13 protein-coding genes are annotated in these 13,954 nt (G+C 73.7%); 8 read left to right on the top strand and 5 right to left on the bottom strand.

Going from position 1 to position 13,954, the window contains the following annotated elements:
- The first annotated feature begins 4 nt into the window (after positions 1-4).
- The 6 genes from AB0B63_RS03175 to AB0B63_RS03150 all read left to right on the top strand — a co-directional run bounded on the left by AB0B63_RS03175 (position 5) and on the right by AB0B63_RS03150 (position 5,440).
- Positions 5-697 (top strand): ABC transporter ATP-binding protein, encoded by a 693-nt coding sequence (locus AB0B63_RS03175; protein ID WP_357014404.1) that lies wholly within the window; start codon positions 5-7, stop codon positions 695-697.
- Positions 694-1,887, top strand: coding sequence for an ABC transporter permease (locus AB0B63_RS03170; RefSeq protein ID WP_357014188.1), 1,194 nt, complete (start codon positions 694-696; stop codon positions 1,885-1,887). Before AB0B63_RS03175 ends, AB0B63_RS03170 begins: the two co-directional genes overlap by 4 nt.
- A gap of 21 nt (positions 1,888-1,908) precedes the next feature.
- Positions 1,909-2,475 carry a hypothetical protein gene (locus AB0B63_RS03165; protein ID WP_357014186.1) on the top strand — a complete coding sequence of 189 codons (567 nt, stop codon included), beginning with the start codon at positions 1,909-1,911 and terminating at the stop codon, positions 2,473-2,475.
- Positions 2,476-2,690: 215 nt separating this feature from the next.
- On the top strand, positions 2,691-2,897 hold the full coding sequence (locus AB0B63_RS03160) for a hypothetical protein (protein WP_357014184.1): 207 nt from the start codon (positions 2,691-2,693) through the stop codon (positions 2,895-2,897).
- A gap of 147 nt (positions 2,898-3,044) precedes the next feature.
- Complete coding sequence (locus tag AB0B63_RS03155; protein ID WP_357014182.1) at positions 3,045-4,304, top strand: M48 family metallopeptidase; 1,260 nt, start codon at positions 3,045-3,047, stop codon at positions 4,302-4,304.
- Positions 4,301-5,440, top strand: a complete 1,140-nt coding sequence (locus tag AB0B63_RS03150) for a glycosyltransferase family 4 protein (protein WP_208568703.1) — start codon at positions 4,301-4,303, stop codon at positions 5,438-5,440. The genes AB0B63_RS03155 and AB0B63_RS03150 overlap by 4 nt, the downstream gene beginning before the upstream one ends.
- Positions 5,441-5,522: 82 nt before the next feature.
- Here AB0B63_RS03150 and AB0B63_RS03145 read toward each other — a convergent pair whose 3' ends face one another.
- The 5 genes from AB0B63_RS03145 to AB0B63_RS03125 all read right to left on the bottom strand — a co-directional run bounded on the left by AB0B63_RS03145 (position 5,523) and on the right by AB0B63_RS03125 (position 12,471).
- Positions 5,523-7,283, bottom strand: a complete 1,761-nt coding sequence (locus tag AB0B63_RS03145) for a bifunctional diguanylate cyclase/phosphodiesterase (RefSeq protein ID WP_208568702.1) — start codon at positions 7,281-7,283, stop codon at positions 5,523-5,525.
- Positions 7,276-8,085, bottom strand: coding sequence for an SAM-dependent methyltransferase (locus tag AB0B63_RS03140; protein WP_357014179.1), 810 nt, complete (start codon positions 8,083-8,085; stop codon positions 7,276-7,278). Before AB0B63_RS03140 ends, AB0B63_RS03145 begins: the two co-directional genes overlap by 8 nt.
- A 204-nt stretch (positions 8,086-8,289) precedes the next feature.
- Positions 8,290-8,958, bottom strand: coding sequence for a response regulator transcription factor (locus tag AB0B63_RS03135; RefSeq protein WP_007072219.1), 669 nt, complete (start codon positions 8,956-8,958; stop codon positions 8,290-8,292).
- A gap of 7 nt (positions 8,959-8,965) precedes the next feature.
- Complete coding sequence (locus tag AB0B63_RS03130; protein ID WP_208568700.1) at positions 8,966-10,657, bottom strand: GAF domain-containing sensor histidine kinase; 1,692 nt, start codon at positions 10,655-10,657, stop codon at positions 8,966-8,968.
- Between the two features lie 14 nt (positions 10,658-10,671).
- Positions 10,672-12,471, bottom strand: a complete 1,800-nt coding sequence (locus AB0B63_RS03125; RefSeq protein WP_357014176.1) for a long-chain fatty acid--CoA ligase — start codon at positions 12,469-12,471, stop codon at positions 10,672-10,674.
- A gap of 236 nt (positions 12,472-12,707) precedes the next feature.
- Here AB0B63_RS03125 and AB0B63_RS03120 point away from each other — a divergent pair, with 236 nt between their 5' ends.
- Together AB0B63_RS03120 and AB0B63_RS03115 are read left to right on the top strand one after the other, a co-directional pair.
- The gene (locus AB0B63_RS03120) at positions 12,708-13,160 is read left to right on the top strand and encodes an SRPBCC family protein (RefSeq protein ID WP_208568698.1); all 453 of its coding nucleotides are present in this window, start codon (positions 12,708-12,710) and stop codon (positions 13,158-13,160) included.
- A 37-nt stretch (positions 13,161-13,197) separates the two neighbouring features.
- Positions 13,198-13,881 carry a hypothetical protein gene (locus AB0B63_RS03115; RefSeq protein ID WP_357014174.1) on the top strand — a complete coding sequence of 228 codons (684 nt, stop codon included), beginning with the start codon at positions 13,198-13,200 and terminating at the stop codon, positions 13,879-13,881.
- The last annotated feature ends 73 nt before the right edge of the window (positions 13,882-13,954 follow it).

Here is a 13,954-nt window from a genome sequence, read left to right as displayed (position 1 = left end):
CCGGATGCTGACCAAGGTGTACGGCGAGGGCCCGTCCGCCGTGCACGCCCTGCGCGGGGTCTCGCTGGCCGTCAACGCCGGTGACTACGTGGCCATCATGGGCTCCTCCGGTTCCGGCAAGTCCACCCTGATGAACATCCTCGGCTGCCTCGACGTGCCCTCCGACGGGCAGTACCTGCTGGACGGGGTGGACGTGGGCAGCCTCGCCGACCGTCAGCTCGCCCTGGTCCGCAACCGCCTCATCGGCTTCGTCTTCCAGGCGTTCAACCTGATTCCCCGGACCAGTGCGCTGGCCAACGTCGAGCTGCCGCTGGCGTACGCCGGGGTGCGGGCCGGCCGGCGGCGGCAGCGGGCGCTCGCCGCGCTGGACGCGGTGGGGCTGGCCGATCGCGCCGACCACCAGCCCAACCAGCTCTCCGGTGGTCAGCAGCAGCGGGTCGCGGTGGCCCGGGCGCTGGTCACCGAGCCGGCCCTGGTGCTCGCCGACGAGCCGACCGGCAACCTCGACAGCACGTCCACCGAGGACATCCTGGCCGTCTTCGACCAGCTCAACGCGGCCGGGCGGACGATCGTGCTGATCACCCACGAGCCGGAGGTGGGTGCCCGCGCCGGGCGGCTGATCCGGCTGCTCGACGGTCAGGTCCGCTCGGACGTCCGGCAGGGCGGGCGGCACGCGGTGCCGGGGGCGGGCCGGTGAGCCTCACCGAGACCGTCCGGTTCGCGCTGCGCGGCGTGGCCGCCAACAAGCTGCGCTCGGCGCTGACCATGCTCGGCATCCTGATCGGTGTCGCCGCGGTGATCCTGCTGGTCGCGGTCGGCAACGGCTCGGCCCAGGCGGTCAACGACCGGATCGAGGCGCTGGGCACCAACACGCTGACCGTCACCGGCACCAACCGGGGCGGCAGCGGCGGCGGGCTGACCCTCGAGGTCGCCGACGCGCTCGCCGACCCGGTGCTCGCGCCCGACGTACGGTCGGTCTCCCCGCTGGCGACCACGAGCACCATCCTGACCTTCGAGGGGGCCGACCACGAGGTGCCGCAGTTCGTGGGCACCCGGCCGAGCTGGTTCGCCGCGTCGAACTCGCCGCTGGCCAGTGGCACGGCGTTCAGCGCCGACGACGAGGCGCAGGGCCGCCGGGTGGTGGTCCTCGGCCGGACCGTGGCCGACGAGCTGTTCGCCGGGGTGGACCCGGTGGGTCGGCAGGTCACCGCGGGCGGCGCGCTGTTCACCGTGGTCGGGGTGTTGGCGGCGAAGTCCTCGACCGGCTTCCAGGACGCCAACGACACCGCGATCGCGCCACTGCGGGCGGTACGCGAGGTGCTCACCGGGTACGGGTCGCTGAGCTCGATCCTGGTGGAGGCGGGTGATCCGGCCCGCGTGTCGGCGGCGCAGGGGCAGATCTCCACGGTGCTCGCCCAGCGCCTGCCGACGTCGGCCTCGGGCGGCACCCCGTACCGGATCCAGAACGCCGCGCAGCTGTTGCAGACCCAGTCCGAGACGGCCGACACCTTCACCGTGCTGCTGGGCGCGGTGGCCGCGATCAGCCTGCTGGTCGGTGGCATCGGCATCACCAACATCATGTTGGTGACGGTGACCGAACGGACCCGGGAGATCGGCATCCGCAAGGCGCTGGGTGCCCGTCGGCGTACGGTGCTGACCCAGTTCCTGGTGGAGGCGACCCTGCTGAGCCTGCTCGGTGGGGCGCTCGGGGTGGCGGCGGCCCTGATCGGTGCCCGGTTCACCATCGTCGGGGTCCACCCGGTGATCGTGCCCAGTTCGGTGGGGCTGGCCCTCGGGGTCTCGGTCGCGATCGGCCTGTTCTTCGGCGGTCTTCCGGCGGCCCGGGCGGCCCGGCTGCGCCCCATCGACGCCCTGCGCTACGAGTAGGCCGACATGCGAGGAACCGACATGGACAGCAGCGACACCGTCATCTTCGACCGGGTCGACGACCCGCCGCCGGCCCCGGCGGATGTTCCGGACCGCGAGCTGACCGCCGCGCTCGCCGCAGCGGCACCGCGCCGCCTGTGGAACCGGACCACCCTGGCGCTCGGTGTGCTGGTGCTGGTGCTGGCCGGCTTCCTGGCCGGGGTTCACGTGCAGCAGCGCTGGGGTGGTGGGGAGTCGATCACCGCCGGGTCGGGGCGGGCCGGGTTCCCGGGTGGTGTGCCCACCGCCTTCCCCGGTGCCGGCGGGCGTGGCCAGAGCGGCGTCGGGCCGGGCGGCGCAGGTCAGCCCGGTGGCGCGACCGCTGCGGCGACGACCAGCGGCACGGTGAAGTTGGTCGACGGCGCAACGCTCTACGTGGAGACCGCCGACGGCACCGTGCTCACCGTGCGCACCACCGACACCACCGCGGTCCGCACCGCCAAGGCCAGCAAGTTGAGCGCCCTCAAGGCCGGGCAGAGCGTCACCGTGCAGGGCGGCCCGGCGACCGACGGCACGGTCACCGCCACCGCGGTCACCGCCGGGGGCTGACCCCGCTGCACGTCGAGCCCGGTCCGTCACCGGGGAGTCGCCGATGCTCCGTGTGACGTTCTGCACGCTTCGACGCCACTCTCCACCGGTTCGACCCTGGTTGATCACCGGTTGTCCGATTGTGTCGTACCCGATGGTTAGTGTCCGACCTGACCGACGGTGCTCGGGTGGTGACGAGGGTTTCCGCCCGACGCCGCACTGCGTCAGGAGGCACGATGCTCATCGACTGCGACGGTTGCCGGGTCCGGGGCGCGGGCTGCGCCGGCTGCCTGGTGACGGCCCTGCTCGACACCGACTCGCCGGCCGCCGGCCTGGGTGCCGCCGAGCACCGGGCCATCGAGGTGCTCACCCGCTCCGGCTTCGAGGTGGAGGTGCTGGCCCACGAGACCGTCCGCCCCGCCCGCCGCCGCCGGGTCGCCTGACCGCCGCCGTCGCGCCGGACCGGCGGTGGGTGGACACCGCGGCGGAGCCACGTCGGCGGGCCATAGGATGGGCGCTCACGGCGGGAGGAGCGGCGGCATGACACGGGTACGACGCCACACCCGCAGGCCCGCCCCCGGGGTGTCGAGGTGACCCCGCGCGGCTGGGCGGTGCTCACCCTGGCGGCGTTGGTGCTGGCCCTGCTCGTCGTCGCGGCCCTGCTGGTCCCGTGGAGCCGCCCCCCGGCACCCCGCTCCGACCAGCTCGCCGCGCTGCGCGACCTGCCCGCCGACCAGGTGGCCCGGGGCCGGGCGTTGCAGGCGGCCCTGCGCCCCGGCCGCTACACCGGGCTGGCCGTCGGTCTGCTGGTGGCGCTGCTGCTCGGGCTGACCCCGCTCGGTGCCCGGCTGGTCGAGCTGGCCGGGCGGCCGTTCGGTGACCACTGGATCGCCCGCGCCGTGCTCGGCGGGATCGCCGTGGTGCTCGTCGCCGACCTGCTCACCCTGCCCTTCGCCGCCTGGCGGCAGTCGGTGCTGACCCGCTACGGGCTGAGCACCCAGGGCTGGGGCGGCTGGACGGTCGACCTGCTCAAGTCGTACGCCCTCAGCGCGGTGCTCGCCGCGACCGTGCTGCTCGGCTTCTACACCGTCACCCGACTGGCCCCGCGCTGGTGGTGGGCGTTCGGGGCGGCCGGCGCGGCCGGGCTGGTGGTGCTGCTCTCCTTCGTGCTGCCGGTGCTGGTGGAGCCGGTGTTCAACCGGTTCACCCCGATGGAGCAGGGGCCGCTGCGCACCGAGCTGACCGCGCTGGCCGCCCGCGACGGCGTACCCGTGCGGGACGTGCTGGTCGCCGACGCCTCCCGGCGCACCACGGCGGTCAACGCGTACGTGTCCGGGCTGGGGCCGACCCGGCGGGTGGTGGTCTACGACACCCTGCTGCGCGAGGCCACCCCGGCCGAGGTGACCAGCGTCGTCGCGCACGAGCTGGGCCACGCCAAGGACCGGGACGTGTGGACCGGCACGGTGACCGGCGCGCTCGGTGCCGCCGCCGCGGTGGTCGCGCTCTACCTGCTCGGCTCCTGGACGCCACTGCTGCGCCGGGCCGGCGTCGACTCGATCGCCGAGCCCCGGGCGTTCGCGCTGCTGATCGCCCTGGTGACGGTCGTCGGGCTGGTCGCCGGCCCGGTGCAGGCGCTGATGTCGCGTCGGGTCGAGGCGCGGGCCGACGCGCACGCCCTGGCGCTCACCGGTGACCCGGCCACCTTCGAGGCGATGCAACGCCGGCTCGCCGGGGTCAACCGGGCCGACCCGGACCCGCCCCGCTGGGAGTACCTCTGGGCGGCGTCGCATCCTTCGACGGTGGAGCGGATGGCCGCCGCCCGTGCCTACGCCCGGGAGGTCGGTCGATGAGCCGCACCCTGCTGATCACCAACGACTTCCCGCCCCGACCCGGCGGCATCCAGTCGTTCGTGCACCACCTGGCGGTCCGTCAGCCGCCCGGGTCGGTGGTGGTCTACGCCTCCAGTTGGCGCGACACCGCCGAGTTCGACGCCGCGCAACCCTTCCCGGTGATCCGGGACGCCACCCGGGTGCTGCTGCCCACCCCACGGGTCGCCCGCCGGGCTGCCCGGCTGGCCCGCGAGCACGGCTGCGACACCGTCTGGTTCGGTGCCGCCGCCCCGCTGGGCCTGCTCGCCGGGGGGCTGCGGCGACGCGCCGGCATCCGTCGGGCGGTCGCGTTGACCCACGGCCACGAGGCCGGCTGGGCGACCCTGCCCGGGGCCCGCGCCGCGCTGCGCCGGATCGGCCGGCACACCGACGTGGTCACCTACCTCGGCGACTACACCCGGGTACGCCTGGAGCGCGCCCTGCACGGCGTCACCGAGCTGCACCGGCTCGCCCCCGGGGTGGACGTGGACACCTACCACCCGGCGGTGGACGGCGCACCGGTGCGGGCCCGGCTCGGGCTGACCGACCGGCCGGTGGTGGTCTGCGTCTCCCGGCTGGTCGCCCGCAAGGGCCAGGACACGCTGATCCGGGCCCTGCCGGCGATCCGCCGCCGGGTGCCCGACGCGGCGCTGCTGGTGGTCGGGGGCGGGCCCTACCGGGCGACGCTGGAGAAGCTGGCCCGGTCCACCGGTGTCGAACGGGACGTGGTGTTCACCGGCTCGGTGCCGTGGGAGGCGCTACCCGCCCACTACGCGGCCGGTGACGTCTACGCGATGCCCTGCCGCACCCGCAACCGGGGCCTGGACGTCGAGGGGCTGGGCATCGTCTACCTGGAGGCGTCGGCGACCGGGCTGCCGGTGGTGGCCGGTGACTCCGGCGGCGCACCGGACGCGGTCCGCGAGGGCGAGACCGGATACGTCGTCCCGGGCCGTGACGTCGCCCAACTCGCCGACCGGGTGGCCACCCTGCTCGCCGACCGGGACCTGGCCCGCCAGCTCGGTGCGGCCGGCCGAGCCTGGGTGGAGAAGGAGTGGCGCTGGGAGACCCAGGCCCGACGACTCACCGACCTGCTCACCGGCACCACCGCACCCGGCTGAACCGGCACTGACCGCCCACCGGTGTGGCCCGGCCGGCGTCGCCGCAGCGGCAGGTGCCCGGCCGGTCACCCCGGTCGGCGGGTCAGCGGATCTGTTCGAGGATGCGGGCGGCGGGGGCGGGCCGGCCGAAGTGCCAGCCCTGGCCGGCGTCGCAGCCGATGGCGCGCAGCAGGTCGGCCTGGTCGGCGGTCTCCACCCCCTCGGCGGTGACGGTCAGGTCCAACGCGTGGGCCAACGACACCAGCGAGGCCAGGATCCGTTCGTCCGTACGGCTCGCCGGGTCGACCTGCGGGGCACGCAGCCCGGTCACGAACTCGCCGGCCATCTTCAGCTCGGTCACCGGCAGGTCCCGCAGGTAGGCCAGGTTGCTGTAACCGGTGCCGAAGTCGTCGATGGCGATCCGCACGCCCAGGTCGTTGAGCGCCCGCAGGGCCCGGACCGGGTCCTCCGCGCCGGCGCTCATCATCGTGCTCTCGGTGATCTCCAGCTGGAGCCGTTGCGGTGGCAGGCCGGTCTGCGCCAGCAGGCCGCGTACCTCCTGCACCAGGTCCGGGCGGTTGACCTGCCGGACGGCGAGGTTGACGCTGACGAACGGCGCCGGCCCACCGTCGGCACCCCAGCTCTCCGCCTCCCGGCACGCCTCGGCGAGCACCCAGCCGCCCAGCCGGACGATCAGCCCGGTCTCCTCGGCCAGCCCGATGAAGCTGTCCGGGCGCAGCACCCCCAGCTCGGGGTGCCGCCAGCGGACCAGCGCCTCCACCCCGAGCAGGGTGCCGTCGCGCAGCGACGTCAACGGCTGGTAGTCCAGGAAGAACTCACCCCGGTCCAGGGCGGCGGGGATCGCCGCCGACAGGGCGTACCGGGCCAGTTCGGTGCGGTGCCGGGCCGGGTCGAACAGCGCCCACCGGGCACCGCCGGCCGCCTTGGCCCAGTGCAGGGTGCTGTCGGCGGCCCGCATCAACTCGCCGGGCGTGGTGCCGGCGACCGGTCGTTCCACGATGCCGACGCTGGCCGTGACGCTCAGCTCGTGCCCGTCGACCAGGGCCGGTTCGCTGACCGCCGCCAGCGCCGCCTCGGCCGCCTTGACCACGTCGTCGGTGCCGCCCGTCCGCTCGACCAGGATCACGAACTCGTCGCCGCCCAGCCGGGCCACCAGGTGCTCGCCGAGCGCCCGACGCAGCCGTTGCGCCATCTGCACCAGCAGCGCGTCGCCGAGCTGGTGCCCGAGCGAGTCGTTGACCACCTTGAACCGGTCGAGGTCGAGGAAACAGACCCCGACCCGGTCGGCGCCCCGCCCCGGCGCGTTGATGGCGGCGGCGAGCCGTTCGGTGAACAGGGTGCGGTTGGGCAGGTCGGTGAGGGGGTCGTGGGTGGCCTGGTGGCGGAACCGGGACTCGCTGTCGCGCAGCGCCCGTTCGGCCTGTGCGCGGGCCACCATCGCGGCCCGCCGGATCGACTCCTGCTCGTCGAGCGTCCGGTCACGCAGCGCGCGGGCGTACCCGGTGGTGATGGTGGCGAGCAGCCGGGCCAGCCGGTCGGAGATGTCGTCGCCGACGAGGCCGAGATCACGCAGCAGGCGCAGCTGGATGACCTCGACGGTGCGCCCCAGCCCTTCGGCCGAGGCGATGTGCGCGGCCACCAGCTCCGCGCCCACCTGGTGGCCGACGCGCGGGTCGAACGGCTCGGCCCGCAGCGCGGCGGCCAACCGGTGGGTGAGCCGTTGCAGCAGCTCCTCCAGCTGGGCCTGGGTCATCGGCAGGTAGCTGGTGCCGGAGACCGCCTTGGCCCAGGCCCGGGCGAAGGTGCCCGGGCAGGACGCCCCGGACGCCGCCGGCTCACCCATCGAGACGCCCGACGCCACCCAGGAAGACGGCCTGCTCGGCGTCTTCGGCGCTCTCCGGTGTCTCGGGTCGCCACTGCGGCACCCAGACCACCCCGGGGTCGACGAGCGTGAAACCGTCGAAGAACTCGGTCAGCTCGGCCCGGCTGCGGATGCACAGCGGATTGTCGGTACGCCGGTAGACCCGTTCCGCCTCGACCCGTTCCGCCCCGCCCCGGGTGTCGTCGCTGGCCTGGGAGAGGACCAGGTAACTGCCCGGGGCCAGCGCCGCGCGCAACGTCCGCAGGGTCTGCTCGGGATGATCGGAGTGCGGGATGAAGTGCAGCACCGCCACCACCATCACGGCCACCGGCTGCGAGAAGTCGATCAGCCGGGTCACCTCGGGGTGCGTCAGGATCGCCTCCGGCCGGCGCAGGTCCTCCCGGACGACGGTGGCGTTGCGGTTACCGGCGAGGATCTCCTGGCTGTGCGCCACGGCGACCGGATCGACGTCGACGTAGACCACCCGGGCGTCCGGGGCGGCCCGCTGGGCGATCTCGTGCACGTTGCCGACGGTGGGGATGCCGGAGCCGATGTCGAGGAACTGCCGGATGCCGGCGTCGATGAGATGTTGCACCACCCGGCGCAGGAACGCCCGGTTGGCCTGGGCCATCAGCGGCGCGTCGGGAACCGCCTCGACCATCGCCCGGGCGGCGACCCGGTCGGCGGCGAAGTTGTGCGAGCCGCCGAGGTAGTAGTCGTACATGCGGGCGACGCTGGGGCGTTCGACGTCGATGTCGTCGGGTGCCCAGTCCGGTCGCTGCATCCCCAACCCCTTTGTCGAGTATCACCACGTGGGTCGTCGCCTGCGCGGTTCACCCGGGTATTGTGCCCGCCCGTTGCCCAGGTGCAAAGACCGCGATCTGTGCGCGATCATCCCCTCACCGGGTGCAATCGAAACCTGTGGATCGCCCGGCAGGCCCGGTCCGACGAGGGATCCGGGCCTGCCGGCCTGCGGGTGGGGACCCGCTCAGAACTTCGGGGCGTCCGGCGCCTCGAGCAGACCCAACCGCAGGGCGGTCATCAACGCCTGCGCCCGGTTGGCCGCACCCAGCTTCTCGTAGAGCTTGGAGATGTGGGTCTTGGCGGTGGACTCGCTGACGAAGAGCTGCTTGGCGATGCCGGCCACGCTCATGCCGTCGGCGAGCAGCCGCAGCACCTGGCCCTCGCGGGGGGAGAGCTGCGGGCCGGACGGGGCCAGCCGACGCTTCATCGCCTCGGCCAGGTCGGCCGCGGTGAACGCGCTGGGCGAGGAGGCGGCGTGCCGGGCGGCGGCGACCACCTCGTCGGCCGGCGCGGTCTTCGGCACGAACGCGCTCGCCCCGGCCTCCAACGCGCCGAAGAGCTGGTCGTCACCGGCGTACATGGTGAGCACCACGATGCCCATCGACGCACTGGACTTGCGCAGCGCCCGCGTGGCCTCCAGGCCGCTGCCGTCGGGAAGCCGCAGATCCATGATCACGACGTCCGGTTGCAGCGCGCCGGCCTGGCGCACGCCCTCCGCCGCCGTGGCGGCCTCGCCGACGACCTCGAACTGACGGTCACGCTCGAAGGCGTGCCGCAGCCCCTTGCGGATCAGGTCGTGATCGTCGACAAGGAGGACCTTGGTACGGGTGGCCGGTGTCGGGCTTGTGGTCATCCTCGAATTACTCCACTTCTGCTGCTGCGCTGCCACGCACGTTATCGCGCCGGGGCGACGAACCCACCACCACCGCCACGGTCGTACCACTGGGTTGCCGGGGACTGATCTCCAACCGGCCCCGGATACGTTCCGCCCTCTCCGCCATGATCGCAAGGCCGTAGTGACCGTCGGTGCGCTGGTCACCGATGCCGTGACCGTCATCCGACACTTCAATTTGCGCGTACGGGGGGTCCACCTCGCAGGTGACCCAGAGATTCGACGCCCCGGCGTGCTTGCGGGCGTTGGTCACCGCCTCCTGCGCGATGCGCAGCAACTCGGCCTCGGTGGCGGCCGGCAGCCGGGCGGTCGACTCGTCCAGCGACAGGTGCACCCGCAGCCCGCCGGCCGAACCCACGGTCCGGGCGTACTCGGCGATCGCCGCCGCCAGGCCGCCGTGCCGGTCCACCTCACTGCGCAGCTCGAACAGGCTCAACCGCAGCTCGGTGATCACCCGGGTCACCTCGCCGCGCAGGGTGCGCAGCGCCTCGGCGGTCTCCTTCGGGTCCTCGTCGACGTAGGCCAGCGCGTTGTCGATGCCGTAGCCGACCATCACCAGCTCCTGCGCCACCCCGTCGTGGATCTCCCGGGCCAGCCGCTGGCGCTCCTCGTTGGTGGCCAGCGACCGCACGTCGTCGAAGAGCAGCGCCGCCTCCAGCCGCAGCGCCGCCGGACCGGTCAGCGCGGTCACCCGGGACACCACCGGCGGCGGGTACGCGTGTGCCGCGTCCGCCTCCAGCACCACCAGACCGACCGTACGGACCCCGGCGACCAGCGGAACGATCAGCGACGAGACGTCCCCGCCGGTGTGCGAGCGGGCCTGCGACCGGGCCGCGGTCTGGGGCTGCTGACTGGCCCAGGCGTCGGCGATCGCCGAGTCGGAGTCCAGCGTCGTCTCCCAGTCGACCCGGTCCACGCCGATCTGGGCGAGCACCACCAACCGCCCGCCGCCGCTGGCCGACAGCACCGCGCCCCGGTTGACGGGGGCGACGGTCCGCAGCTCCTCCAGCAGGTGCTCGGAGATACCGCCCGGATCGAGGGTGGCCCCGGGCAGCTGCCGGGCGACCGTGCGCAGCTGGGTCAGCAGCCGGGTCGCCTCGGCGTACGGCTGGGGCTTGCCCTCGGCCCGGACCCGCATCACCTGGTGCAGCGTGCCGGCGGCGTAGAGGCCGAGCCCGGCGAGGATCAACCACTGCGCGCAGACCGCCAGGTAGCCCGGCTGGCCCAACTGCCGCCCGCCGTCGACCTCGGTGAAGCCACCGGCGACCACCAGGGTGGCGGCGGTGACCCCGAGCAGCACCGCCCCCTCACGGAACTGCCGGCGCAGCGCGGTGACCGTCACCGGCACCGCCAGATAGGGCAGTACGGCCGAGGCGCCCAGCCCGCCGACCGACGAGCCGAGGGTGGAGGAGACGGCGACCTGGCTGGCGGCCAGCCCGATCACCACCGCCTCGGCGAGCCGGCTCAACGGGCCGATCAACCGGTGATCGGGGGCCAGCAGGGCGGGTGCGCCGGCGACCGCCAACAGGGCGATCCACCAGAGCTGGGCGGGATCGCCGGTGGCGATCAGGGTCAGTGCGCCGACCAGCGCGAGCATCACCGCACGCGCGGCGGCGGCGACGGGTCGCGTCTGGGGGCGGACAGCTGTGGAGGCGGACACGTGACGGATCGTAGTCAGCCTTGGTAGATCTCCGCGATCTCGGCCGCGTACGACTTGTGCACGACCTGCCGCTTGACCTTGAGTGAGGGGGTCAGCTCGCCGGTCGCCTCGGTGAAGTCGCGGGGCAGGATGCGGAACACCTTGATCGATTCGGCCTTGGAGACGGCCAGGTTTGCGGTGTCCACCGCCCCCTGGATCTCGGCCCGCAGCCCGTCGTGCGTCACGAGCTGTTCGACCGGGGTGTCCTCGGGCAGTCCGTGCCCGGCCAGCCACTTCGGCAGGGCCTCCTCGTCGACGGTGACCAGGGCGGCGATGAACGGCTGCCGGTCACCGACCACCACGCACTGGCTGACCAGCGGATGCGCCCGGACCTGGTCCTCCAACACGGCCGGGGCGACGTTCTTGCCGGCGGCCGTCACGATGATCTCCTTCTTGCGGCCGGTGATGCTGAGGAAACCGTCGTCGTCGAGGTGCCCCAGGTCGCCGGTGCGGAACCAGCCGTCGACGAGCGCCTCGGCGGTGGCCGACTCGTTCTTCCAGTAGCCCTGGAAGATCAGGTCACCGGCGATCAGGATCTCGCCGTCGTCGGCGATCCGGATGGTCACGCCGGGCAGCGGCCGGCCGACGGTGCCGATCTTCGTGCCGGTGGGCAGGTTGGCCGCGGCGGCGGGGGAGGTCTCGGTGAGGCCGTACCCCTCGCAGATGGTCACCCCGATGCCCCGGAAGAAGTGCCCGAGCCGGGCGCCGAGCGGGGCGCCGCCGGAGATCGCGTCCCGGCACCGGCCACCGAGGGCGGCCCGCAGCTTCCGGTAGACCAGCCGGTCGAAGACCGCGTGCTGGGCGCGCAGCGCGAACCCGGGACCTCCCGGGGTCTCCTGCGCCTCGCTCCAGGCGATGGCGACCTTCTCCGCCCGGTCGAAGATCGCGCCCTTGCCGTCGGCCTGGGCCTTCTGCCGGGCGCCGTTGTAGACCTTCTCGAAGACCCGTGGCACCGAGAGCACGAACGTCGGCCGGAACTCCTGGAGCTGGGCGACCAGGTCCCGGGTGTCGGCGCAGTGCGCCATCGTGGCCCGGGCCTGCACCACCCCGATCTGGATGAGCCGGGCGAAGGCGTGTGCCAGGGGGAGGAACAGCAGGGTCGAGGCCCCCGGCCGGAACAGGTTCGGCAGCACCGGCACCGCGTTGGCGATGTCGGCGTACATGTTGCGGTGGGTCAGCACGCAGCCCTTGGGGCGGCCGGTGGTGCCGCTGGTGTAGATGATCGTGGCGACGTCGTCGGCGCTGACCGAGGTGCGGCGGCGCTCGATCTCGGCGGGGTCGACCGACGCTCCGGCGGCGACGATCTCGTTCACCCCACCCAGCTCGATCTGCCAGACGTCGCGCAGCTCGGGCAGCCGGTCGCGGACCCCGGCGACCAGGGTGGCGTGGCTGTTGGTCTCCACCACCACGGCGACCGCGCCGGAGTCGGCGAGGATCCAGGCGGCCTGCTCGGCGCTGGACGTCTCGTAGATCGGGACGGTGACCGCGCCGGCCACCCAGATGGCGTAGTCGAGCAGGGTCCACTCGTAGCGGGTGCGGCTCATCAGGGCGACCCGGTCACCGGGGGCCACCCCCGCGCCGGCCAGGCCCCGGGCGACCGCCACGACCTCGTCGCGGAACTGCCGGCAGGTGACGTCGGTCCCGGCGCTGCCGTCGGCGGCGGGCCGGACGAACTGCACCGCGTCCGGGGCCGCCTCGGCGTTGTCCCAGACCGGGTCGGTCAGGTTTGCCGCGTCGCCGATGCTGACGATCGGCGGAACGGAGAACTCGCGCACCTGCACTCCCTCGTGCTCGCACTGGCCGGGCCGACCTCGGGCCGGCATGGTCGAAACCTACCCGGCCGGCCCACCGAACGCCCCAGGCAGGTTGCCCGCCCCACCGGCCCGGACCCCGTCGGGGACGGCCCGGGAGCCCGCGGCGGGCCACCCCCGGCCCCGCTGCGGGGCGGCCCGGGACCCGGCTTCGGGGGTGGAGCGGGGCGGCCGGCGGAGGCGGCGGGTAGCCTCCCCCCATGGCGGACTCCTCCACCCAGTCGATCATCATCGGCGCGTCACCGGACCGGGTGGCGGCGGTCATCTGTGACTTCGCGAGTTACCCCCGGTGGACCGAGGCGGTGCGTCGGGCCGAGGTCGTCGAGGAGTACGAGGACGGCTACGCCAGCCAGGTCCGGTTCACCATCGACGCCGGGGTGATGGCCGACGAGTACGTGCTGGCCTACGAGTACGCCGAGGACCTCTCCCGCGTCGAGTGGCACCTGGTGGCACCCTCGAAGATGCAGAAGACCCAGCGTGGCTCGTACGACCTGGTCGGCAACCCGGACGGCACCTGCACGGTGACCTACACGCTTGAGGTCGAGTTGTCGGTGGGCATGCTCGGCATGTTTCGCCGCAAAGCCGAGAAAATGATCATGGATACGGCGTTGAAGCAGCTCAAGCGCCGGGTAGAAGCACCCGGTGCGGCGTAGCGACACAACGGCCGGCGACACGACGGAGGAGCCGACCATGGGCGCAACGGAACCGGGCTCGGCCCGGGAGGAAGCGGAACGGCTGGTCGCCACGCTGCTCGCGACGGCCCGGCTGGCCTCCGCCGGCACCGGGTCGGGGACGGGACCGTGGGGTCCGCTCGGTGGGATCGTCTCGGGTGTCCTCGGTCACAGTGCCGGCGCGGCCCGGCCGACCGCCGGCACCCACCGGGCGGAGGGTTTCGCCACCGGATCACCCGAGTGCTGCATCTGTCCGATCTGCCGGGCTGTCACCGCCTTGCGCGATCCCAGTCCCGAGTTCGCCGAGCGGCTCGCCACCGGCGCGGGGGACCTGGCCGCCGGAATCGCCAGCCTGATGCGGGCGTTCGCCCCGCCCGCAGGCGGGGAAGCATCCCACGGGACGCCCGGTGACGCCAGCGCGACGACAGGTCGGGGCGGCCCTTCCGATTCCGAGGCCGATCATGTGTGGCGCGAGGCCACCCGCACCGGGCATGATTCTGCGTCGGCGCCGGAGCGGGACGTCTGGTCCGCCGCCACCCGGGCGGAGGACGCGGTCGCACCGGCCGTCGCCGCACCGCCCGTCGACGACGCCGGGCCGGCCGCGCCGGCCCAGCAGGTCCGGCCCACGGCCGACGGTCACGTGGTGCCCGCCTCGCGCGCGCCGGCCGGCGTGGACGGGGACGCACCAGGCGACGGGGCCTGACCACCGGACATCCCGGCAGCGTACGGCCTGTTTCGGTCGATGCCGGGCAGCACAGCAGAGGGGAGTGGCCGCG

Source organism: Micromonospora sp. NPDC049081, from assembly GCF_040648835.1.
Classification (GTDB): Bacteria; Actinomycetota; Actinomycetes; order Mycobacteriales; family Micromonosporaceae; genus Micromonospora; species Micromonospora antibiotica.
The sequence above is the reverse complement of the archived record's forward strand: the minus strand, read 5'-3'. Positions and strand labels throughout refer to the sequence as shown.

Coding starts and splice junctions, on each gene's coding strand:
- AB0B63_RS03135 (WP_007072219.1), bottom strand. CDS start 8,958: ATGACCACAAGCCCGACACCGGCCACCCGTACCAAGGTCCTCCTTGTC.
- AB0B63_RS03120 (WP_208568698.1), top strand. CDS start 12,708: ATGGCGGACTCCTCCACCCAGTCGATCATCATCGGCGCGTCACCGGAC.
- AB0B63_RS03145 (WP_208568702.1), bottom strand. CDS start 7,283: ATGGGTGAGCCGGCGGCGTCCGGGGCGTCCTGCCCGGGCACCTTCGCC.
- AB0B63_RS03150 (WP_208568703.1), top strand. CDS start 4,301: ATGAGCCGCACCCTGCTGATCACCAACGACTTCCCGCCCCGACCCGGC.
- AB0B63_RS03115 (WP_357014174.1), top strand. CDS start 13,198: ATGGGCGCAACGGAACCGGGCTCGGCCCGGGAGGAAGCGGAACGGCTG.
- AB0B63_RS03165 (WP_357014186.1), top strand. CDS start 1,909: ATGGACAGCAGCGACACCGTCATCTTCGACCGGGTCGACGACCCGCCG.
- AB0B63_RS03140 (WP_357014179.1), bottom strand. CDS start 8,085: ATGCAGCGACCGGACTGGGCACCCGACGACATCGACGTCGAACGCCCC.
- AB0B63_RS03175 (WP_357014404.1), top strand. CDS start 5: ATGCTGACCAAGGTGTACGGCGAGGGCCCGTCCGCCGTGCACGCCCTG.
- AB0B63_RS03160 (WP_357014184.1), top strand. CDS start 2,691: ATGCTCATCGACTGCGACGGTTGCCGGGTCCGGGGCGCGGGCTGCGCC.